The sequence below is a fragment of the Treponema sp. OMZ 305 genome (genome assembly GCF_024181325.1).
Classification (GTDB): Bacteria; Spirochaetota; Spirochaetia; order Treponematales; family Treponemataceae; genus Treponema.
This window is the reverse complement of sequence record NZ_CP051300.1, coordinates 1,430,387-1,453,327: the sequence shown is the minus strand read 5'-3', so window position 1 is coordinate 1,453,327 and position 22,941 is coordinate 1,430,387. Positions and strand designations below refer to the sequence as shown.

Below are 22,941 nucleotides of genomic sequence, written 5' to 3'. Positions count from 1 at the left end.
ATGAGGATACGATTTAATCTGAATAATCAGGCGGTAGAGATTGAAGCCGATGCCGATGAGCGATTGTCGGATGTGCTGAGGCGGGATTTCGGCCTACTCAGTGTGAAGAAAAGCCGTATACAGGAGTCGTACGGTTCCTGTACGGTGCTCTTAAACGATCATGCGGTACCGTCATGTATAATTCCCGTCTTTGCCGCAGCGGGGCAAAACATTATCACGCTTGAATCCTTTAGCGCTACGCAAGAATATAAAGATATTACCGCCGCGTTTGAAAAAGAAGGCATTACACTGTGCGGTTTTTGTTCCGCCGGTACCCTTTTAACCGCGCATAGTATTGTGCAAAAGCATTGGAATCCTACCGACGAACAGATACGAGATGCTTATATCGGAACCGTGTGCCGATGTACCGATATCGTTTCGCTCACCGCGGCGTTAAAGCAGGTATGCAGATCAAGGAGAGGCAAGCGGCATGAAAAATAATTATATCATCAATACCGCAAAAAGTATGGCAGAGCTGTATACATTGATGCAGAACAATACCGACATTACTCCGCTTGCCGGCACCACCGGATTGCTCAAAGATTGCCATACCGACCGTTTCCCCTTGCCGGAATCGATTTTGTTCTTAAAGAATCTTCCCGAACTTGAAACCATCGCAAAACGGGAGCGCTTCATAGACTTCGGCGCTACCGCAACCCTCAATACCATTTTAGAGCTGGGAGAAAAGAATGTGCCGCAGATTCTCTATCAGGCGATTTTCCTTGCGGCAAACCCCGGGGTTCGTTCGCTTGCAACTATCGGCGGAAACATCGCACAAGCGCCCATGCAAAACTCTTGCCTTATCCCGCTAATCGCGCTCGATACAAAGATCGAAATACGGACACGGAAAGAAACGTTTTGGATGCCGCTGATTCAGTATTGCGACGAAAGCAGTAATGTGCTGCGTCATACCCCGCATATCATCCTTCGTGTGCGCGTCCCGTTTGAAGAATGGACTATTTCATATTACAAGCGGCTTGGGCCGATCGGTCATATTACTGCCGATACCGCCTCTTTTGTATTCCTCGCCCGCACACAGAAAAACCTGCTTTCCGATGTTAAACTGCTGTTCGGCAGCACTCAGCTGATAAAAAGTAAAGAGTTTGAAAACCTGCTCACCGGAAAGGGACTCCCCATCGACCGGCGCAGCGTCGGTGCATTGATGAAAGAAACCGAAGAAATTTTCAGCGATACCTTTACAGCCGCAGAAATCTCCGAGTTTCAAAAGGCGTGTTTTTTCAACTTAATTGAAGAAAGTATGTACTTACTAACCGGTTAAGCATAAAACCAGTAGAATCCCTATGTAACATATCCACAGAGCGGGCAAAGTATTTCGATAGGGATTCGTTCTATCAACACGGAGCCGCAGCGACAGGCATTTCGATACGAATTCGTTCTATCGACAAGGCGCCGCCCGCCCCGTCCAGCTCAATATCCAGCCCCTGTATACAGACCCGTTGCCATGTTTCTTGCGGGTACTCAAAAAGACCGGTGCGGTATTCCCGTATCTTGCCGGACGGGGCATGTCCGCCGACGGAGTCAAAGCTGCCGGTTCGTCCCGCATCCGTGATATAGGCGGTTTTTCTGCTCTGCTGTTCGCAGCATGTTTCTACAGTTGCAGTCTGCATATCGATATGCGCATCAGCGGAACCGGCACCGGATAAATCACACTCGGCGGACATCAGCCGTTCATCGGCTGTGGCGGCGCCGGTGCCCGACCCGACCAACACAGAGAGTCTCCCCGCAAGAAAGAACGCCATAGTTTGTTTTTCGGCGGTTGCGGTTGAAGAAAAATCAGCCATGATAAACGGCGTTTCTCTTTCTATTTTCGGAAGCAGCGTCTGCATCAACGTAAACGGATTATCCGCTAAAAGCCGATGGTGTCCTACCCGTCCCAAAATCGAAATAACCGCAAGTTTTTCCCCGCTTCGGGCTGTAAAATAGCGGTAACCGGCTCCCGAACTGTGCTCAGGCAGATTGAAAGGGCGCAGCACAAAAGGCATCTGTGGGAGATTTTCAACTAAATCTTTTTTTTGAAAGATACAATCTCCGCCGGTGATACAATCGATGCCCATCTTTCTCAAATAACCGGCATGTTGTTTGCCGAGCCCGCCCGCACCTGTCGCCATACCGGCATTTGCGATAATAAAGTCGGGTTGATAGCGGCGCTTAATCTCCGCGATATTTTTTTTAACCGCCCACACGCCTGCTTTACCGGTAATTTCGGCGATATAAAAAATTCTCACGGCTCATTCCGCTTTTGTACCAGTGTGTTCGGATTTTTTAATGCCAGCCTATCGATTATTTTAGTACATTTTTTTGCAAGCTTTTTGTTTCCCAGCATCGTATAGGTATCGCGTAAATTAAAGAGCGTATCCTCAGAATCGGGAGCAAGTGTCAGAGCCGATTCAAAGGCGCGGCGGGCTTGTTCATATTTTTCTTCATTAAAAAGGAGTGTACCGTAGTTATTCCAAATGCGGCCGTTTTCGGTTTCCAGCTCAAGCGCTTTCGTATATGCAAGCCGTGAAGCCTCCATCTCGCCGGTTTCGTGGAGAACAACCCCCAGCGTATCCCAAATATCGGCATCGAAAGGATTACAGCGTGCTGCTTCGTAGAGCGCATAGCGGGAGTTATCTTTATCATCAAGTGCATAGTAACTGAGTCCGAGGTTAAACCACATCAAACTGCTGAACGGTTCAAGCTGTAAGCCACGGCGAAGGCATGCAATCGCTTCGCTATGGCATCCCTCGGCAGCAAGCATTACTGCACTGTCATTAAAAAAATCAGCTGTCTCTTGCATATTTAAAATATATACTATTTTATAAAAAACCTCAATCGATGTAAAAATATGCATTACCGTCTATTTTGCTTCTTTTTAAACCGGCGGCATTCCCTGCTCTTCTGAAAATGCTCTATCCGGCACCACTATTTTTTACGAGTTTGCGATCCTTGACGCCCTTCATTTTTCCCATTAAAATCCGCAGAGTAAGGAAATTAGGAATGGATATTATTAAGCGAAACGGAGAAAAGGAAGCCTACAATGCCGAAAAGATTACACTGGCGATGCAGGCAGCATTTAACAGTGTAACGGATGCGGCGGCGCAGCAGGATACGGATACAGCCGTACAAAAGGATACGGAACTATCAAAGGTTGACAATCTTGCGCAGGTACTGCAGCAGATGACGGCGGAAATCGAAGCCGATATATATGAACTGAGCAAAAACGGGAATGCGGTACAGGTAGAAACCATTCAAGATCTGGTTGAAAAAACGCTCATCGAACATAATTATTACGCAGCGGTAAAGAGTTTTATTCTTTACCGTGTTGAGCAGACAAAAAAACGGGATGCACGGCGTGCTATTGCGGCCCATTTTTCTTCCATTGATATTCAACCGGTACTAACCCGTATCCAGCAGGATTTTCCCGAAGAGCAATACGGTTTAACGCTGCTCTTTCATAAGTTTGAATCCTTCCGTAAGCAGGATATGACAGAATCGGAATTACTGACAATCCTGATAAAGGCCGCTGTAGAGCTCACTGCGCAGGAAGCTCCCCGTTGGGAGTTTATTGCCGCCCGCTTTTTAATGCTCGACTTTTCCGAAAAGCTGAAAGCCGAACTTGCCAAGCGGAATATCCGATCGTTTTATGAAAAGCTCACCTATCTGGAAGAAAAAGGGCTCTACGGCGCTTATATCCGTGCAGGTTATTCAAAAGAAGAGCTGGAAAAAGCCTATTTGTATATCGATAACGGTAAAAATGACCTATTCACCTACAGCGGTTTGGATTTACTCTTGCGCCGGTATGTTATTTCCACACGAGGACATATTCCGCTCGAAACACCGCAGGAGATGTTTTTAGGAATCGCCTTACACCTCGCCTTGCATGAAAAAAATGACCGGATGGAATGGGTGCGCCGCTTTTACTTGATGCTGAGCAGCTTGCAGGTTACCATGGCGACGCCGACCCTTTCCAATGCCCGTAAGCCCTATCATCAGCTTTCGTCCTGCTTTATTGACACCGTTCCCGACTCCCTCGACGGGATTTACCGCAGCATCGATAATTTTGCAAAGATTTCCAAATTCGGTGGAGGCATGGGGCTGTACTTCGGCAAAGTGCGGGCAGTCGGCGCTCCCATCCGCGGGTTTCAAGGAGCGGCAGGCGGGGTCATCCGCTGGATAAAGCTTGCAAACGATACCGCCGTTGCCGTCGATCAGCTGGGTGTGCGGCAGGGTTCGGTAGCCGTGTACTTGGACGTATGGCACAAGGACGTGCCGGAGTTTTTGCAGCTCCGTACCAATAACGGCGACGACCGCATGAAGGCGCACGATGTGTTCCCTGCGGTGTGCTGCCCCGACCTCTTCTGGCGCACCGTCGATGAGAATATCAATGCCTCGTGGTATCTGCTGTGCCCGCACGAAGTTCTCACGGTAAAAGGCTACGCGCTGGAAGACTTTTACGGCGAAGAATGGGAAAAACGGTACAAGGATTGTATCAATGATAACCGGATTTCAAAGCGGGAAATCCCGATAAAAGAGCTGGTGCGCCTCATCCTGAAATCTGCGGTAGAAACCGGCACGCCGTTCATCTTTAACCGCGACCATGCGAACCGCGCTAACCCGAACGGGCATAAGGGCATGATCTATAGCTCGAATCTCTGTACCGAAATTGCACAGAATATGAGCCCGATCGAGACAGTAAACACCGAAATCCAAACACAGGATGGGGAGACTGTGGTTGTAACCGTTACAAAGCCCGGCAATTTCGTCGTCTGTAATCTCGCGTCGCTTGTCCTCGGCAATATCGACACCGATAACGAAGCCGAGCTGGAAGGTGTCATAGAAGCGGCGGTGCGTGCTTTAGACAATGTGATTGACCTCAATTTTTATCCCGTACCGTATGCAAAGATCACCAACGAGCAGTATCGCGCCATCGGCTTAGGCGTTTCGGGCTATCATCATTTACTGGCAAAAAAACACATTGCGTGGGAAAGCGAGGCTCACCTCCGTCTTGCCGATGAGCTGTTTGAAAAAATCAATTACTACGCAGTGCAGGCGAGTATGCGTATTGCTGAAGAGAAAGGCACATATAGCCTCTTTGAGGGCAGCGATTGGCAAACCGGCGCGTATTTTGAAAAACGCGGCTATCATTCCGAACAGTGGACAGCGCTGCGGGATGCGGTTGCCCGACACGGTATGCGGAACGGCTATCTGTTAGCGGTTGCTCCTACCAGCTCCACCTCGATTGTCGCAGGCACCACCGCCGGCATCGATCCCATTATGAAGCGCTATTTTTTGGAGGAAAAGAAGGGCTCGTTGGTACCCCGTGTTGCCCCTGCCCTCTCACTCGAAACCTATTGGCTCTATAAAAACGCCCACACGATTGATCAGCTCTGGAGCATCCGCGCCTGCGGTCTCCGCCAGCGTCATATCGATCAGGGGCAATCCATGAACTTCTACATTACCAACGAGTACAGCTTCCGGCAAGTACTCAACCTCTATGTTGAAGCATGGAAAAACGGCGTAAAATCCGTCTATTATGTCCGCAGCCGCTCCCTCGAAGTGGAAGAATGCGAAAGCTGCAGCTCGTAGCGGAAACGCGCTCAACGCATCTTTCACATAATTGACGTACGGAAATATGTACACTATACTAGGGTTAGTTCTTAGAGGTTCCTTATAGTTTATCAACGGAGGTTCTGTATGGATGCAATCAATATAACGAAGGCACGGGCAAATCTATTCAAAATTATAGCAGAAGTAAATGCGCACTCCGAGCCGGTGATTTTGACAAATACGAAAGGCAAAAATGCTGTTTTGATTAGTGAAGATGATTGGAATGCACTACAAGAAACCATCTATTTAAATTCTATTCCCGGAATGGCTGCTTCGTTGCAAAAAGGAATGGAAACCCCGCTGGAAGAATGTATGGCAGAAAAAGATGTTTTGTGGTAATTGCCGATGTATCATATAGTGTACGATAAGCAAGCCATTAAAGACATAAAAAATTTAAAATCGGCTCGGCTGGATATAAAAGCAAAAAGACTGATAGAAATTGTCAGAAGCAATCCGTTTGCAAATCCTCCACCTTATGAAGCGCTTATCGGGAATCTTGCGGGACTGTATTCACGGAGAATTACTATTAAACATAGATTTGTGTATCAGGTCTTTCCCGGCAAGATTACGGTAGACGATAACGAATATGACGGAACTGTGAAAATTATCAGGATGTGGACACATTATGATGATATATCATGATGGGGCAATATGCTAACTTTCACATAATTGGCAGCAGGGCAACCGCATTAAAAATATTTTTAGCGGTTGCCTTCCTTCTGTGCGAAATTTTGCTTAAAATTTTGCACATTTTTTCAATAGGCGGGTAAACGCATCAGGTAGAGTAAATAAAAATCGCGGAAAAATTGAGACTGTGAGACCATTTGAACCATCTTCAACTGTTGTACATCCATGTACATCAGTTGAAGGCGAGTTTTGCGTTGCGCAAAACATCGCTGCTGTATGGAACCACTGCCATCCTTGGCAGTTCCGGTCGAATAGTCTCAATTTTTCCGCGGGAATGTTAAAAAAACGACCTGATGCGTTTACCCTGTAATTGGCACGCTAATCGGTTGCAGTAAATACTAAAACTCGCTATAATATGCGCTATGATTTTCCCGTTAAAAGAATTGATTGAATTTAAAGGCAATATTTATGAAATTACCTGTGCTGCAACACGGCGCGCTTTTCAGCTGGTAACTATTCAAGATCCGATACTCGAAGAGAATAACGATAAGGTTGTGTGCACCGCGGCGGCTCAAGTATTTACCGGCGCTATCGACTATAAAATAGACTATCGCCCCGATCATTCCTAATTCTTGATATCGACACATACAATTCCTGTTGCGGTTATTTTCGGGGCTACCGCCTGCGGAAAGACCGCGCTTGCCGCTCATCTTTTTGCTTCTCCTGTTAATCCCATTAAAGCAGAGATTATATCTGCGGATTCGGTGCAAGTATATCGCGGTATGCCGATCGGTTCGGCTCAGCCTCCGCAAGAGCTTCTCGATACGCTCCCCCATCACCTTATCAGTATATGCGACCCTTCCGAAGAATTTTCCGTAGCGGACTTTGTACGCAGCGCGGATGCACTCTGCCAGGACATTGCAAGCCGCGGTAAATTGCCGGTTGTACTTGGCGGAACAGCCTTTTACATTAAGCATTTTATGTACGGTATGCCGATTACCCCACAGGCAGACCCCATTTTGCGTGCGCAATTGCAGGAACGGATGCAGCGTATCGGCGCCGCGGCAATGCACGCGGAACTTACGTCTTTTGACCCCGCATCGGCAGCCAAGATCCACATCCATGACGAATACCGTATCCTCCGCGCGCACGAGGTGTATTGTGCTTCGGGGCGGCCGCTCAGCTCATTCGAGCTGTCGTACCGTTATCGCGAGGGTTTCCGCTTTTGCCCGATATGTTTAGACCGCCCTCGCGATGAACTGTACCGGCGCATCGAAGTCCGTGTCGATGAGATGTTTGCACAAGGATTACAGCAGGAAATTGTGCAGCTCGTTTCGCAGGGCTGTACTGCCGAATATCCTGCGATGAAGGCTATCGGGTATCGGGAGTTTTTTGAGTTCTCCCCCGATGCGCCGACGGCCGCCCCGCTCGATGCGGTGAAAAACCTCATTAAGCGCAACAGCAAACGGTACGCCAAACGACAGCAAACCTTCTTTCAATCTTTCCCGAATGTTCACCGCATCGACATGACCGACCCGAAAAGCGGACAGCAAGTTGCAGAGATAGTACGAAGGCTATTTTAGCAAAGCGATTTCAAAATTTACTCATTTCTCCTGACACGCTAAGAAATCTGTGATGTTAAGGAATCGGTGATTGACATTTCACAGTCAAGCTGGTACAGTTACTAACTGTCTATTTCAAAATGAAGAAAACTAAAATCCGGATACATTAAGGAAACAAAACTATGGCGGGCTTTAAAAAGAATACGTTGGCAATCGGAAGTATTATTATTCTGGTGTTCTCGGTAATTGCATTTGTCTTTGTTCCGGCAGCAGGCGGACAATGGGGCAGTAATACCAAAACAACGCTTGGTAAATGGAAGAACAAGCGGCTTGACTACACGGCTGACGGGCTTTTTTTACGGGAATACCGGCAGCTTCATCGCTCTGCCGAACTGCGCGGATACCTGAGAAGCGATAATAAAATCCAGCAGGAATTTATAGAACGGCAGATTATGCGTACGGCGTTTAACGCGTCAATGATTCAACTCGCGGCACAGGAAGAAGCCCTGAACGCCGGTTTCTATCTGCCCAATAAGAATATCAACAAGGCGCTCATTTCATATTATACCGATTCGACGGGCGCTTATTCGGAAAAACTATACGCTCAGACATCGGAACAGCAGCGGCTTGCCTATCGGCGGGAAGTAATCGATTATCTTACCGCACAGCGATATATTGAAGACAACTTCGGTACCTATAATAATATATTCGGCCTAAAAACCAGCTCGGCAGAAACCGCTTTTGTGCAGAAAATGGCGGAAAAAGAGCGTATCTTTAAGTATGTCGTATTTGAGGAAAGCCAATTCCCGCAGGATAAAATCCGTGCGTATGGAGAAGAACACGCGGATCTGTTTGCAGAGCATAGCTTACTGATGTTGACATTTAACTCGCAGGAGGATGCGAATAAAACCGCTCAAGCGCTCCAAAAAGGAGAAATCACGTTTGAAGACGCCGTTATAACAAATTCTACCAAGCTGGGTACCGATTCTAATGGAAAGCTGTTATCTCCGTACCGAACAACGATAAACCGGACATTCCCCGAATCACAGGATCTTGATACCGTACTCAAGCTCGGTGTCGATGAGGTGAGTTCCGTTGTTAAAACTTCTTCAGGATATGCAATTGTAAAATGCACCGCTCCGGTTACGCCTGCCGATTTTTCATTAGACGAAACACGAGAACGTGTATTCTCGTATATGAAATCGAATGAACGCGGTATTATCGAAGATTACCTTGAACAAAAGGCAAAAACCTTTATCGAAGCGGCAAAAATCGGCGGGTTTGCGCATGAAGCTTCCGTAAACGATTTGGTTGTACAGACGAGCAATCCGATGACGTTAAATTACGGTAATGCCGATATCCTACCTCAGATTTCATCTCAGGCTGACTCCTTCTTTGCATCGGGAGTGCGGAACGAAACGTTCTTTAAAAAAGCATTCGCACTTAAACAAGGGGAAATTTCCGAGCCGATTTTGCTGGGCGCAAATGTGCTGGTATTGCAGCTTGATGAAGAGAAAGCCGGTTCGGAAGAAACGCAAAATAACATCGCAACCTCATACCGGCAGTTTGCATCGGTTTGGTATTACGAATACCCGCTTGCCATGCTTGCCTATCAGCAGCTTTCATGGGGGCAGCAGACTTTTATCGATTTTGTGTTGAACAGCAAAAATTTTACCGACAATTTTAACACGGTATTCAACTAAAAGATTGATTAACAACAAAGATGAAAAGCCTCTGCTGATACAAACAGACAGGGGCTTTTCCGTTTTATACCGAAATAAATATCTCTATTCAAAATACAATCCTCAAGCAGCCATTACAACACAGATTGCATCGTTGCAGATACCCGATTCTACATTGATACTCTGCCTTTCGCCGGTACTCGGATACGGACTGAAAGAATTGGCGGAAAAGCTGCCGCCCTCTTCTTATATCCTTGCGTTGGAATGCGATCAAGTATTGATGCGGTTCTCGCTTGATCATTACGATTTCTCCCCATTTGCACAGCAACGGTTTTCTTATATCCGAACGGATTCGGTTGCAGAGGTGCTAAAAAAGATAGAAGCCTTACCGCTGTTTCCCTTTAAAAAGTGTATTGCCCTTTCCTTTTCAGGAGGGGTACAGTTGAATCAAACCTTTTATGATGAGGTGCGCTTATATGCAGATGAGGTAATTTCTCGGTTCTGGAAAAACAGGATAACGCTGATGCACCTCGGCAGGAATTACGCACATAATACATTCCGCAATCTCCTCTCGCTGGCGAGATCGCTTGCAAAATCGTCGGCGAGGCCGATGAGAGAATCGCTCACAAGATCGCCGGAGAACTCGCTGGCAGGCTCTCCTGCATGGGGTCTACCGTCGACTAAGAGTAATTTCCGGTTGCTCACCGGCGATGAGCGTATCCGCAAGCCTCTTTTGATTGCAGGCGCCGGACCATCGCTGGATACTGTACGGGATTTTATCATCAAGAATAGAAACTCCTTTTTTTTACTTGCAGTGGATGCCGCGGCTGCAGCGCTTTTACCCGATATTCAACCTGATGCAATAGTACTGGTGGAATCTCAGTATTGGATTGATTCAGCGTTCATCGGCTTGCACAAATACGGCATACCGATCTTTGCCGATCTGACGGCTTCCCCCCGTGCGCTGCAAGCATGCGGCGGAAATGTATACTTTTTTTGCACCGAGTATGCTCGATTGAAGTATTTGGAACGTCTCTATCAGACGCTGCATCCGCTTACTCTTCCGCCGATGGGATCGGTAGGATTGACGGCAATACAGCTTGCTTTAGCGCTGACTGCCCCTCACCTACCCATACTGCATACCGGTTTGGATTTTGCATGGCAAAACGGCCTTACCCATGCCACCGGAAGCAGCCCTGCAAAAAAACTCTTTGCGGAAATAACCCGCACCGAATCGCCGTATAAGCTCAGTGTTTCTACCGGTATGCAGCGCATTTCCGGAAAGCGAGGACTTTCCTATTGGACAACGCCGGTGCTTTCCGGCTATACAGAACTGTACCGCCATACTTTCGCCGGAAATGAGCGAGTGATCGACATCGGGACGGAGGGCTGCTTTTTGAACGGCCGACAAGCTGATATGACCGAAGCGGAGCGGATACTTACCGATGTCGGCAAATCGAATATAAATGCGGACAGTACAGCTATCGGAACCGGTTGCTCGCAGACAAATGCAGCCGATAGTTTTTTTGATTCCGTTTGTGAATCAGACACTGCAAACGAACGATATGAAGCGCTCTGCGGCTATCTTGCCGGTGAAGCAGAAGCCCTGACAGTACTGAATGATCACTTACAGGGTAAACGCTCGATATCGGAACATATGATGGAACAACTCTTCGCAGAGCGTGACTATCTGTACAGCCACTTTCCCGATGCTGCACGTGGCTATTCACTTGACCTCGGTTTTTTAAAACGGGCAGGTATCGAGCTGCGATATCTGTTAAAGATTCTCGGGTAACGGATATCAATAATGTATACTTACACAGGCAGCAGCTATCATCGGAAACTGCCTATCGCCCCTGTAAAATCCTATTACAATACTTTCTACACCGACTGATTGCGACGTGCGCAAAGACAGACATATTCTTCCTTTAAGGTTAAAAGCAATTCATCTTCCAAAAAACGCTATGCTGCGTGCAGCATAGCGTTTATTTCCTGCATGGTATCGGCAAACAGCAGCACGTCATCCATATAGCGGACATAGCCTTTTACCTTTATCTCCTCTTTTGCATAGTGATCAAAAGCGCCAAGATAAAAGTTTGCAAAGTATTGGCTCGTTAAATTACCGATCGGTAAACCCCGTCCTTCCGTTACACAATAGGATGCAAGCAGCGTATTAAATAAATAATGAAGTTAGGGGAAGACTTTTCTTTTTTTTCGATAAAAAGAAAAGTCTTCCCCTACGACCCCATGTAAAGAAAAATGACGACTTAGGGTTCTACCCTAAGAACCCGCCTTTCTTCCAAAGCTTATTCTAAAATAAAAGCTAAAAAGTAATGGTTTTCACCCTAACTCGTTTCAGAACCGCCGTCCGCGACGGTAGAGAAACGGCAGGTATTAAACTCTCCGTACAAATAAACCTCAGGTACTCACCATACTCATGTCAATCGAGGCAAAGAGGCTGCTGTCCGCTTGCGCTGAATATATGCCAGAGCCGCACAGCATACGCCAACTGCAAACGTCGCTGTCGAAAAGGCCAAGCGCCCTACTCCGGTTTCCGGCGCAATAACCGGTAGCCGTGCAAAAAAATCCGCAGACGCAAAGATTATCCGATATGCAGCGTCCAATCCGTATCCAAGCAGCGGACTCGTGAACGGGAAGATAAGCGCAAGCGGAATGCAGATAAGCCCCGCTATGAGGAAAACCGAAACAAGCGGACTCACCACACATGAAGCAATTACCCCCGCCGCTGCGATATTCCCGATTGCAGAAATAACAATCGGGGCGGTAAAAAGCTGTGCGCCGACGGATGCGGAAATACTGCCTGCAAAAGCCGGAGGTATTTTTCCTGCCAAAAGACGGGCGCACGCATCGCCGAAGATGATGATGCCGGCGCATGCCCCATACGAAAGCATAAACCCAAGCGTTATTGCTTCAGCGCCGGCGATTGCGATATGTACGGTTAGCATGGCGCACAGCACGGACAAGGGCGGCGGTTTTAAACCGAGTGCTCTCCCTGCGGCGGTGATACATACCATTCCCAATGCGCGGTTTAACGAAGGAGCAGAGCCTGCGAACCAGACAAATAGGAAAACCGCCGCAAGCGAAAACCATACTGCCCTGCTTTTATGCCCGAATACCCTACCCCCTTGCAGCGCCGCCGTCCCGATTAATGAAAGATGCATCCCCGACAGCGCAAGGATATGGGCAAGACCGGCGTTGCGGAAAGCCGCGATGCATCCTGCCGGTAAGAACGCTTTATCGGCAGCAAGCAGCGCAAGCAAAAGTCCGCCCGCATCGCCCCAACCGTATAGCATCCGCATAAAAGCAAAGCGGAAAAACGCGCGGAGGCGGCTAAGCGGAGAATTCCATCCGAGAAACATCGGCTGCACCGGCTGCGCATAAAACACTGTTCCCGTTTTACCGAACTTTCCTTGAACTGCAAGCCGCATTCCGCGGACATAAAACCGGCATTCTTGCGGCTTTTGCAAATAGTCAGCAAAAGCCGCCGTACCGCGCAGCAACGGAATCGTCTTTTCGGATTGCTCCGCTTCGCCGATGCGGGTAATGCCTCCTGAATATGTTCCGCGGACAAGCGCTGCCGGAACAAAAAGCTGCACGGAACCCGATGCGGAAAATTGTTCATTGCGGCCGGCGCCGCACGCAATCAGTTTAACCGGTATGCGGTAATAATCAGTACCTGCCGGAACAGGCTCACCGGTTAATTCCGCAATAAGCGTCCGTACCATATACAATGCTGCAAGTGTTTGAGGTGGGCGCTGTTCTCTTTGCAGAGCCAGCGCCGAATATGAGCCGATTGCAATTCCGGCAGCCGCACAAAGCGCAAACCGAACTGCAAATCGTACGCAATGCATAGGAATCGCAGTTCGGTGATTCCGGTCGTGCCGCTCTCGGTATTTTAAGTTTCGATGCAACAGCTTACCCGCTACGGATACCGCTATTAAAAACACCGATAGCACGCAGAATAATAAAACCGCCGTCAAAAAGATAAACGATGTAATGAGACCGCCGATGTACGCAAACGCATAAAGCGTATAAAAAACAGCTGTCGATGCCGCAGCAAGAACCGTAACAGGCGGGACAATATGTCTACTATCCATACCAACCTCTTACGATTCCTTATACGCCACGGTGTGCAAAATGGCTAGAAATTACCGGCGTTTACGGTCTAAATATTCAAAAAACTTCAGTTTTTAGGAGTACCCTTTTGATTTGATATTTTTATATGATAGAGCGTATGATTTTCCGGATTTCCCTTAAATCGTATCTGCTGTTTTTGTACGGTATTAGTAAAGGAAAGAATGGAATGTTTAACAGCAGGACTCTTAAAAAGAGCTTCTGAAATAACAATCTCATTCGGAAGCGCAGTATTTTTTATATCAGCGGCAGTATTGACAGTCAAACCGACATAATTAAGCCGGTTATTCAACGTTGCCACCAGCGCGGAACCACTGTGCAAGCCCATTTTCATTTCCAGTTGTTCGTTTATCGACTTATTTTGAGAATGCTTCATCAACTGACGCAGCGCTTTCACCGCAGCTTGGAAAGCCTTACCGGAGTCGATAAAAGACGCCACAACAACATCATCGCTTTTCATAACCGGTACGCCGCAGCACTTTTCAATCGTACCAAAAAGAATCTTCACATACTCTTTTATCAATGAAAATGCTTTTTTATTGCCTAATGAAGCATAAAGTTTCGTCGAGTTCGTAATCTCCGCAAAGAGAATCGTTATATTTTTCAATGGAAGCGATTGATCACCGATAAGCACTTCGGAACTCATCAATTTACGATATAAATTATTTTGAATGATCTCAACACCCCGTACTGCATCGGGTGTATCCCATGTCCGATACTGCCCGTTCCGGATATTTTTACCGATTTCAGCGATATAATTCAATCTAAACAGGGGATCAATCATCTTACAACGCGGATGAATTGAAAAGCATGCTTCGACATTGGTGTCGAGCATATTATCAAAGGCTTTATTGCAAACCGTACAAAAATTTTGAGACGAAGCACGATGAAGAGACGGCGCCTCATACGCGACATTTCCGCATGTGGGGCAATGATAAATCCAGTCTAATATAAAAAATCCGTCGTAAACGCCTTGAATAAAAATATCCAATATATCTTCACGCGATATACCAAAGGCTTTACCGATTTCATAAAGAGGAATATGAAAAAGCAAACGCTCCGATACATTCATCAAAAAAGCTGCAATCTTATCAGCTTCTTTTTGCTTCCCTTTACAGCGTAATTTCATGCTCATAAGCTCTCCTTCCGATAAAAAACTCCATAATGAAAAGCAAGAGAAGTACGGAAAAACATGGCAGGTGGTACGAAATAGTTTTATTTAACGCACCATACTAAACAGCCGGCTTTTAAAATAGTTATAAAAAATTTTAACAAATATTTGACAAATCGTTTTTTTCTATGTTATAGTAGATAAAGAATTGGTGGTATTACCACACACTGATGTTATATATATGAGATTACATGAAAAAGAAAAAAAAAGCAACTGCCAAAAGTAATAAAGAACGCTTTATTGAACAGATGGAAACGCTGCTGTTGATGCAGCTTATCCTTCCGGGAGAGCAGCTACCGCCCGAACGGGAATTGGCACAGCAGATGGGCGTCTCTCGGCCGGTGATTCACGAAGGCCTTTTGGAACTGGGAGCGAGGGGTCTTATTTCCATTCGCCCGCGGCATGGCTGGATTGTCAATAACTTTACGGAAGAAGGCGCACTGCCGCTGCTTTCAAGTCTCTATCGTTTTTCTGCGCCTCAGTCTGCCTCGCGTATCGATGCCGATTTGGAAGAAGTCCGCAGGATGATTTTGAAAAAATCGTTGCAGCAGTATTTTGATTCCGATACGGCGCAGCAGCAAGCGGATTCGCTGCTCATTGAGAAATTACATAAGATACACGGAGAAGAGCAAAAAAAGCTCGGCGCTGCCTTAAAGCCTGCCGAAATACGGCGGTTGACCGAATTGGATTTTCTTTTTTATCGCGCAATTATTGAGGCAGGCGGTAATATCGTTTTTCTCCTGCTTTTTAACTCGGCACGGGAAATCTATCATCAAAAACTGGAGCTGTTTTTTACTGAAAATATCGGGAGCATCCGGACAGCCGCAGCCTTAAAATCGCGGTTGATTACTTATATCTCGAACAATGAGCGGAATGAAGCGCTCACTTTATTGGAAGAAATGATTTCGACGAATGCATACATTAGACCTATTCACGCGAAAACTGACGGACAGAAAAATCCGCCGATTATGGAGGAGCATCATTATGAAGCAGTATCTTCAAAAGCTTGAGCGGAAGATAAAGGCACGGTATCCGCAGCTGAAGCTTTCGGCGGAATGGGACGGTCGCTCGGTGATACTGACCGGAGACGCTCCTACTGTTGAAGAACGGTACGCCGTCGGCGCTTTTTTTGCAAAAAGATGCAAACATCAGCGCGGATACAAGGGCTTGGTCAACGATATAACCGTCGCAGGAAAGACTGAGCCGCCGATGCGGATGCCGGAAGTGCGGGACAATTTTTTAGCGGGCAAGACCTTCGATATCGTGATTATCGGCGCCGGTGTTGTCGGATGCGCAATCGCACGGGAACTGTCCCGCTATGATTTAACAATCGCTGTTCTCGAAAAAGAGTGCGATTGCGCAATGCAGGCATCCTCCCGCAACGACGGTATGATCCATCCCGGCTTTGCAGACAGTCCTTCAAAGATAAAAGGCAAACTGAACACGCGCGGCAACCGCCTGTACCGCAAGCTCGACAAAGAACTCGGCTTTCAAACCGACTGGCCGGGCAGTTTTATGCTGTTTAACACTCCGTTTCTGAAACCTCTTGTGCCCTTTATGCACCGACGGGCAGCAAAAAACGGTGTTGACGGACGGGTCGGTTATATGAATAAAAAAACGATACAAAACATGGAACCGAACCTGAGTACGGAATACTACGGCGGTTTTTGGATGCCCTATTCCGGCATTGCCTCGCCTTTTAAGGTAACAATCGCCTTTGCGGAAAATGCAGCGGCAAACGGGGTATCATTTTTCTTTGAAACCGCCGTAATCGGCTTTGACAAAACAAACGAATTGATTTCGGCAGTGCGCACAAACCGCGGTACGCTGAACACCCGTCTCGTCATCAATGCAGCCGGCGTATGGTCTGATAAAATTGCGGAGTTTGCCGGAGACCGTTTCTTTTCCATTCATCCGCGAAAGGGTATGGATATCATCCTCGATAAAAAGAAAAAGGGAATGCAGCATACCATTATCGGAAAACCCAATCTCTTTAACTCTTCAAAACAGCATTCAAAAGGCGGCGGAATTATCCCTTGTATAGAAGGAAATATCCTCGTCGGGCCGACTGCGCATGAAGTGTATGACCGCGAAGACTACGGTACCGATTCGGAGAACGAACACGCCTTGCTTGAGCAAATGGCTATGAATAAAACGCTTTCGCGGGGTGATGTCATCACGTATTACAGCGGTATCCGTGCAGCGACGTGGGAGGAAGACTTTATCGTCGAAACATCCGAAAAGGTCCCCAACTTGATTCATGCGGCGGGCATTCAATCGCCGGGTTTTGCTTCCGCTCCTGCAATCGCGGAAGATATTGCAGCTCTTGCACTCCGGCGCTTTCCCGTCGGCCTCAAAGAAAAACCGGACTTTATACCGCGCCGCGCCGCCCCCTGCGAAACAGCCTCGATGCACGATGCCGAGCGGCATACGCTTATCAAACAGGATTCGCTCTACGGTAAAATCGTCTGCCGCTGCGAGCAAATTTCCGAGGGAGAAATACGAGATGCGGTACGCAGCTGCCTTGCGCTCGGTATGCAGAATATCAGCCTTGATGCGATAAAACGCCGATGCCGAGCCGGAATGGGGCGGTGCCACGGCGGTTTTTGTACGCCGCGGGTTATGGAAATCATCAGTAGGGAAGCCGGTATCCCGCTTGAGCGCATTACTAAAAAAGGCGGCTCGTCGTATATACTGAACAACCCGCTGCCGGCAGACAAAGGGAAAGCAACATTATGAAACGTTTTTACGATATTATCGTGATTGGAGCGGGGCCTGCCGGTATGGCTGCCGCTCTTGCCGCTGCCGAAAAAGCCCCTCAGTGCAGCATCGCACTGATAGAACGAGAAGAACATATCGGTGGGATTTTAAAGCAGTGCATTCACGATGGCTTCGGACTTATTCGGTTTAAGGAGCGGCTAACCGGCCCCGAATATGCGTGGCGGTATCGCGACATGCTCGCACAACACTCCAACATCGACATATTCGTATCCACCTTTGTTATCCGTATTGTGCAACAGAACGGCGGCGGCTTTGAGCTGACCTTTACCAATCCGCAAAACGGTATTTTTAATCTTTCCTGTACAGCGCTCATTTCCGCAACGGGCTGCAGGGAACGTACCGACCGGCAGGTGTTTATCCACGGCGATCGGCCTTCGGGGGTATTCACTGCGGGGCAGGCGCAAGCCTTTATCAACCTAAAGGGATACCTTCCCGGTAAGCGGTTTGTCATTTTGGGCAGCGGAGACATCGGGCTTATTATGGCGCGGCGGCTCACCCTCGAAACCGCAAGTGTCGGCGGCAGTGTGGAAGGTGTCTACGAGGTAAAAAGCGAACCGTCGGGACTTACCCGCAATATCGTGCAATGCATTGAAGACTACGGTATTCCGCTCCACCTTTCTACGACGGTGAGCGCCTTGCACGGGGCAGGACGCTTGGAGGGCGTAACCGTTACGCAGGTCGATAAGCAGATGCAGCCGCTCGCCGGTACGGATCGGTACATTCCCTGCGACACGCTCATTTTAAGCGTCGGGCTCATCCCCGAAAACGATATCCTCGACAGTCTCGCGCCGAAAATGGACACGCGGACAAAGGGGCCGCAGGTTAATCAATATATGGAAACGACCGTGCAGGGGCTTTTCTCCTGCGGAAATGCCCTGCATGTAAACGATCTTGTAGACTATGTTTCGGAGTCGGGCGGTATTGCCGGAGAACGGGCTGCCTCACTCTGCAGCGGAACGGCGTTTGAAGGCAATACCGCCGCGGGCAGAAATCCGGCAACTGAATACTGCTCGCCGGAGCTTGCAAGGATTGAACCCTTCGCTACGGAAATGCAACCGACTGCGCTACGCAAAAACTCTGCTGAAATTCCGATCAGCGCAGATAAAACGCTCTTGTATCAAACCCCCGCCCGCATCGCACCGGATAGAAAACCGGCGGTGTTGTACTTCCGCTCTGCAGCACAGCGGGAGCACGCCGTATTAACTATTACTGCGGAAACAAAAACAGACTCAACAATTCTCTTCAAAAAAACATACCGGTCGTTAAAACCGCCGGAGATGGAGCGAATTATAGTGGAGACTGCATCGATACCGGCATATACGCAGCGCCTGTCCGTTTCGCTGACGAACGCAGAGCCGGCTTATCGAGCAAAGGAGGCGGAATGACCAAAAAGCTGATTTGTATTGCGTGTCCGCGCGGCTGTCATTTAACCGTGACAACTGGCGATACACCGGATACAATGGAAGTAAGCGGAAACAGCTGTCCTAAAGGAGTTGTCTACGGCAAACAGGAAGCGCTGTGCCCTATGAGGACGCTCACCACCACCGTTGCCTGCAAACCCTCCCGCCGTAACGGGGAAACAACAGGATTCGGTGCGCCGGAGTTTATCCGATTGCCGGTAAAAACCGGATGTGAAATTCCGCTTGAGGAGATGAAATCTATGATAGAAAAAATACGCAGTATTACCGCCGCCGCTCCGGTACGGTATGGCGACTGCCTTGCGCAGCTGACCGCTGAAAACGGGACGAAAATACCGATACTCGCCTGTGCAAGTACGGAGGCTGAATGATTATGACCAACCAATCGACGATCATTTCAATCGACTGCGGTACCCAGAGCTTGCGCGTTATCATCTTTGCGGAAGACGGCGCGGTGCTCGCAAAGAAACAGATTATGTATAAACCGTGCGTCAGTCCGCGGCCGGGATGGGCGGAACAAGACCCTGAAGTGTGGTGGGGCGCACTCTGCACGGGGGTAACTGCGCTTAAAACCGGCCATCCGGATTTACTCGCCCGCGCAAAGGGAATCGGCGTAACAGCTCAGCGGGACACCGTTATCCTCATCGGGAAAGACGGAAACGTATTGCGCCCTGCAATCACATGGCTCGATACCCGAAAGGCACGCGGCCGGTATCATCCGAATTTCATTATGAAGGCTGCGTTAAAAGCAGTCGATTACTACGAAAAGATCATGCACTCCCAAAGCGACGGTCAGTGCAACTGGATACAGGAGAATGAACCCGAAATTTGGAAGAAAACCTGGAGAGTACTGATGGTATCGGGCTATCTGCAATACCGGCTTACGGGAATTGCTGCCGATTCGCCTTCTTCGCTGGTCGGACACATTCCCTTTGATCATAAAAAACAAAAGTGGGCATCCCCCGGACACATCACGGCAAAGATATTTCCGATAGACGATGATAAAAAATGCAGCGTTGTGCAAAGCGGGAAAGAGATCGGACGGGTTTCCGCCCAAGGAGCGCTGGAAACGGGGCTACCCGCCGGTATACCGGTTATCGCCTGCGGCAGTGATAAGGCATGTGAAACGCTCGGTATGGGATGCCTCGATGCGAAAACGGCCTCTCTCAGTTTCGGCACAACGGCGACGGTAGAAATATGCACCGACCGCTACACGGAACCTATTCGCTTTCTACCTGCATACAGCGCCGCCTATCCAGGGCGTTGGGTACCGGAAATCGAAATATTCCGCGGCTACTGGATGATCAGCTGGTTTAAGGACGAGCTCGGCTATGAAGAACGGGCAAAGGCGACGGCAACCGGTATTATTCCGGAACAAATTATGGATCGTCTCCTCGACTCCTCCCCGCCCGGCTGCTACGGCCTAATGCTGCAACCCTATTGGGGCGCCAGCCTTAAAGATCACTATGCGAAAGGCTCGATGATCGGGTTCGGCGACGTACACGGACGGCACGCAATATACCGCGCAATCGTCGAAGGGCTCGCCTACTCGCTGCGGGAGGGGTTGGAACAACTGCAACGACAAAGCGGCGTTCCCGTACAAAAGGTTGCCGTTTCGGGCGGAGCCTCGCAGAGCGACCGTATCTGCACTATCACGGCAGATATCTTAAACAAACCGCTTATCCGCGGTGCGACAACGGAAACTTCCGCACTGGGTGCCGCGATCTTAACGGCGTACGGAACGGGGTGTTATTCAAGTATCGAAGAAAGCGCCAAAAATATGGTTCATATCGCGCGAGTATTTACCCCTTCACCGGATAACCGCGAATTATATGATGAACTCTATCAAATATACACACAGATATATCCTATCTTAAAGCACGTGTATAAACGGATACGGGAGGTAACCGGTTATCCGTCATGAGGGCATCTCTAAAAACATGGTTAGATTTTTAGAGATGCCCGACGAGTTTTGAGATAAGTCTTTGTTTTGTAATGACTTATCTCAAAACATCGCAGTTAAATCTAAGGAAACTGTCCAAAAACTGAAGTTTTTGGACAGACTCGTAATAGGAGATAAATATGGCAGAACGTAAGGTATACAAGAATTTTAAACCGGAATGGGAGCAAGTTCCCCCGCCGCCGGCTTCATTCCGTTCGATTTTAAAATGGGGGGACCCAAACGAATTTAAGGAACCGAATGAAAGGCTCTTTACCTTTATGAAAGGTGAGCTCGGCTTAACCGATGCAGATTTTCAGCGGAAGGGCGCCGACGGACACGAAATTGTACCCGAAACATTAGCGACGCCGCCGCTTGAACCGGAGCATGTTGCGTTTTTTGAATCCGTGTGCGGTAAAGAGAATGTCAGTACCAAGGGATACAACCGGCTTTCCGTAGCTTACGGCAAAACCATGTACGACCTCTACCGGCTGCGGGAGAACATCACCGAAAATGCCCCGCGGGCAGTGCTCTATCCTTCAAGTCATGAAGAAATCGTGCAGATTGTCGAATACTGCCAAAAGCAGCACATCCCCCTCTATGTATACGGCGGCGGCTCTTCCGTTACCCGCGGCGTGGAAGCGTTTAAGGGCGGCATCAGCCTTGATATGCGGCGGAACTTTAACAAGGTGATTAACTTTAACGAAACCGATCAAACCATCACGGTTGAAGCGGGGATGTCCGGCCCCCAGCTCGAAAAAATCTTGAGTGAAGCGAAAACCCGATTCGGCGCACGGCACGCTTATACATGCGGACACTTTCCGCAGTCGTTTGAATACTCCTCCGTCGGCGGCTGGACGGTAACGCGGGGCGCCGGTCAGAACTCAACCTATTACGGCAATATTCACAATATCGTGATGGGGCAAACATACGTTACTCCCACCGGCATCATTAAAAGCTACGGACTTCCCGCCCACGCCGTCGGCCCTGATATCGATGAGCTGATGATGGGGTCGGAGGGAGCGTTCGGCGTACTGACGCATGTAACGTTGAAAATTTCCCGCCTGACTGCGGAGAACCGCCGGTATTTCAGCTTTATGTTTAAGGACTGGCAGAGCGGACGCGACGCCGCGCGGGAAATTATGCAAGCCGAAGCAGGCTATCCTTCCGTGTTCCGCCTATCCGACCCCGAAGAAACCGATGCAATGATGAAGCTCTACGGCGTGGAAGGCACGCCGCTCGAAAGCTTGATGAACCTCCGCGGATACAAAGCGCATAACCGCTGTATGTTCTTAGGATGGACGGAAGGTGAACGAGGCTTTTCTTCAAACCTCTTCCGCATCGTAAAAAAAATCAGCAAAGCCCACGGCGGACTGTACCTCACCGGCTATCCCGCACATAAATGGGAAGAAGGCCGCTTTACCGACCCCTATTTGCGGGAATCGCTGCAGGACTACGGCATCATCATCGACACGATGGAATGCTCCGTTACATGGGAGATGATGGGCAGGGTGCATGAAAAGGTACGCGCTTTTGCAAAATCCCGCCCGAACACGGTCTGTATGACCCACCTTTCCCATGCCTATGAGCAGGGAGCCAACCTCTATTTTATCTTCATCGGGAAATTCCGCGATAAAGAAGAATATGCAGAATATCAGTTCGGTATCTTTGATAATATCATGGAACAGGGAGCTGCGATGAGCCACCACCACGGTGTCGGCAAGATGACTGCGGCGTGGGTGGAACAATCGATCGGCACGGATAGGCTGAATATTTTCCGCGCGTTAAAAAAGCATTTTGACCCCGACAACATTATGAACCCGGGCGGCACCCTCGGCATCGACATGACCGAAGAGCAAAAGCGCAAGCCGAAGTTCTGCAGCAGAACATGGGATAATCCCGCGTATTAAAAGAACTGTTTAAAAACAAGCATTTTCCAAAAAAGCCGATTAAACCG

Annotated in this window: 19 protein-coding genes; 15 read left to right on the top strand and 4 right to left on the bottom strand. The window is 48.6% G+C overall.

Annotated elements, in window-relative coordinates:
* On the top strand, positions 1-480 hold the full coding sequence (locus tag ABK01_RS06485; protein ID WP_253675002.1) for a (2Fe-2S)-binding protein: 480 nt from the start codon (positions 1-3) through the stop codon (positions 478-480).
* Positions 470-1,318, top strand: coding sequence for an FAD binding domain-containing protein (locus ABK01_RS06480; RefSeq protein WP_212564880.1), 849 nt, complete (start codon positions 470-472; stop codon positions 1,316-1,318). The genes ABK01_RS06485 and ABK01_RS06480 overlap by 11 nt, the downstream gene beginning before the upstream one ends.
* A 73-nt stretch (positions 1,319-1,391) precedes the next feature.
* Here the strand turns inward: ABK01_RS06480 and ABK01_RS06475 are convergent, their stop codons facing one another.
* Together ABK01_RS06475 and ABK01_RS06470 are read right to left on the bottom strand one after the other, a co-directional pair.
* A complete protein-coding gene (locus ABK01_RS06475) occupies positions 1,392-2,285 on the bottom strand; it encodes a TIGR00282 family metallophosphoesterase (RefSeq protein WP_253675001.1) in 894 nt (297 codons plus the stop codon).
* Positions 2,282-2,839 carry a tetratricopeptide repeat protein gene (locus ABK01_RS06470; protein ID WP_212564881.1) on the bottom strand — a complete coding sequence of 186 codons (558 nt, stop codon included), beginning with the start codon at positions 2,837-2,839 and terminating at the stop codon, positions 2,282-2,284. The genes ABK01_RS06475 and ABK01_RS06470 overlap by 4 nt, the downstream gene beginning before the upstream one ends.
* Positions 2,840-3,039: 200 nt before the next feature.
* On the opposite strand from ABK01_RS06470, the gene ABK01_RS06465 reads away from it, so the two are divergent.
* From ABK01_RS06465 to ABK01_RS06435, 7 genes are all read left to right on the top strand, one after another.
* Positions 3,040-5,628: a ribonucleoside-diphosphate reductase subunit alpha gene (locus ABK01_RS06465; protein WP_253675000.1), complete on the top strand. Its 2,589-nt coding sequence runs from the start codon at positions 3,040-3,042 to the stop codon at positions 5,626-5,628.
* 108 nt (positions 5,629-5,736) lie between these two features.
* On the top strand, positions 5,737-5,988 hold the full coding sequence (locus tag ABK01_RS06460) for a type II toxin-antitoxin system Phd/YefM family antitoxin (protein ID WP_253674999.1): 252 nt from the start codon (positions 5,737-5,739) through the stop codon (positions 5,986-5,988).
* A gap of 6 nt (positions 5,989-5,994) precedes the next feature.
* Complete coding sequence (locus ABK01_RS06455) at positions 5,995-6,291, top strand: Txe/YoeB family addiction module toxin (RefSeq protein ID WP_162664815.1); 297 nt, start codon at positions 5,995-5,997, stop codon at positions 6,289-6,291.
* A 407-nt stretch (positions 6,292-6,698) separates the two neighbouring features.
* Entirely contained in the window at positions 6,699-6,905 is a 207-nt protein-coding gene (locus ABK01_RS06450) for a DNA-directed RNA polymerase subunit omega (protein ID WP_016523781.1), read from the top strand.
* Positions 6,906-6,908: 3 nt separating this feature from the next.
* Positions 6,909-7,859 carry a tRNA (adenosine(37)-N6)-dimethylallyltransferase MiaA gene (gene miaA, locus ABK01_RS06445; RefSeq protein WP_253674998.1) on the top strand — a complete coding sequence of 317 codons (951 nt, stop codon included), beginning with the start codon at positions 6,909-6,911 and terminating at the stop codon, positions 7,857-7,859.
* Between the two features lie 161 nt (positions 7,860-8,020).
* Positions 8,021-9,541 (top strand): peptidyl-prolyl cis-trans isomerase, encoded by a 1,521-nt coding sequence (locus tag ABK01_RS06440; RefSeq protein WP_212564885.1) that lies wholly within the window; start codon positions 8,021-8,023, stop codon positions 9,539-9,541.
* 4 nt (positions 9,542-9,545) lie between these two features.
* The gene (locus tag ABK01_RS06435; protein ID WP_253674997.1) at positions 9,546-11,315 is read left to right on the top strand and encodes a 6-hydroxymethylpterin diphosphokinase MptE-like protein; all 1,770 of its coding nucleotides are present in this window, start codon (positions 9,546-9,548) and stop codon (positions 11,313-11,315) included.
* 640 nt (positions 11,316-11,955) lie between these two features.
* On the opposite strand, the gene ABK01_RS06430 is transcribed toward ABK01_RS06435, so the two are convergent.
* Positions 11,956-13,638: a ComEC/Rec2 family competence protein gene (locus tag ABK01_RS06430; protein WP_253674996.1), complete on the bottom strand. Its 1,683-nt coding sequence runs from the start codon at positions 13,636-13,638 to the stop codon at positions 11,956-11,958.
* A gap of 86 nt (positions 13,639-13,724) precedes the next feature.
* Complete coding sequence (locus ABK01_RS06425; protein ID WP_212564887.1) at positions 13,725-14,810, bottom strand: adenylate/guanylate cyclase domain-containing protein; 1,086 nt, start codon at positions 14,808-14,810, stop codon at positions 13,725-13,727.
* Between the two features lie 227 nt (positions 14,811-15,037).
* Here ABK01_RS06425 and ABK01_RS06420 point away from each other — a divergent pair, with 227 nt between their 5' ends.
* From ABK01_RS06420 to ABK01_RS06395, 6 genes are all read left to right on the top strand, one after another.
* Complete coding sequence (locus ABK01_RS06420; RefSeq protein WP_253674995.1) at positions 15,038-15,856, top strand: FadR/GntR family transcriptional regulator; 819 nt, start codon at positions 15,038-15,040, stop codon at positions 15,854-15,856.
* Complete coding sequence (locus ABK01_RS06415; RefSeq protein ID WP_253674994.1) at positions 15,831-17,585, top strand: NAD(P)/FAD-dependent oxidoreductase; 1,755 nt, start codon at positions 15,831-15,833, stop codon at positions 17,583-17,585. Before ABK01_RS06420 ends, ABK01_RS06415 begins: the two co-directional genes overlap by 26 nt.
* On the top strand, positions 17,582-19,012 hold the full coding sequence (locus tag ABK01_RS06410; RefSeq protein ID WP_253674993.1) for an NAD(P)/FAD-dependent oxidoreductase: 1,431 nt from the start codon (positions 17,582-17,584) through the stop codon (positions 19,010-19,012). The genes ABK01_RS06415 and ABK01_RS06410 overlap by 4 nt, the downstream gene beginning before the upstream one ends.
* Positions 19,009-19,416: a DUF1667 domain-containing protein gene (locus ABK01_RS06405; protein ID WP_253674992.1), complete on the top strand. Its 408-nt coding sequence runs from the start codon at positions 19,009-19,011 to the stop codon at positions 19,414-19,416. Before ABK01_RS06410 ends, ABK01_RS06405 begins: the two co-directional genes overlap by 4 nt.
* Complete coding sequence (locus ABK01_RS06400) at positions 19,413-20,969, top strand: FGGY-family carbohydrate kinase (RefSeq protein WP_253674991.1); 1,557 nt, start codon at positions 19,413-19,415, stop codon at positions 20,967-20,969. Before ABK01_RS06405 ends, ABK01_RS06400 begins: the two co-directional genes overlap by 4 nt.
* Before the next feature lie 158 nt (positions 20,970-21,127).
* On the top strand, positions 21,128-22,894 hold the full coding sequence (locus ABK01_RS06395) for an FAD-binding oxidoreductase (protein WP_253674990.1): 1,767 nt from the start codon (positions 21,128-21,130) through the stop codon (positions 22,892-22,894).
* Positions 22,895-22,941: the final 47 nt, after the last annotated feature.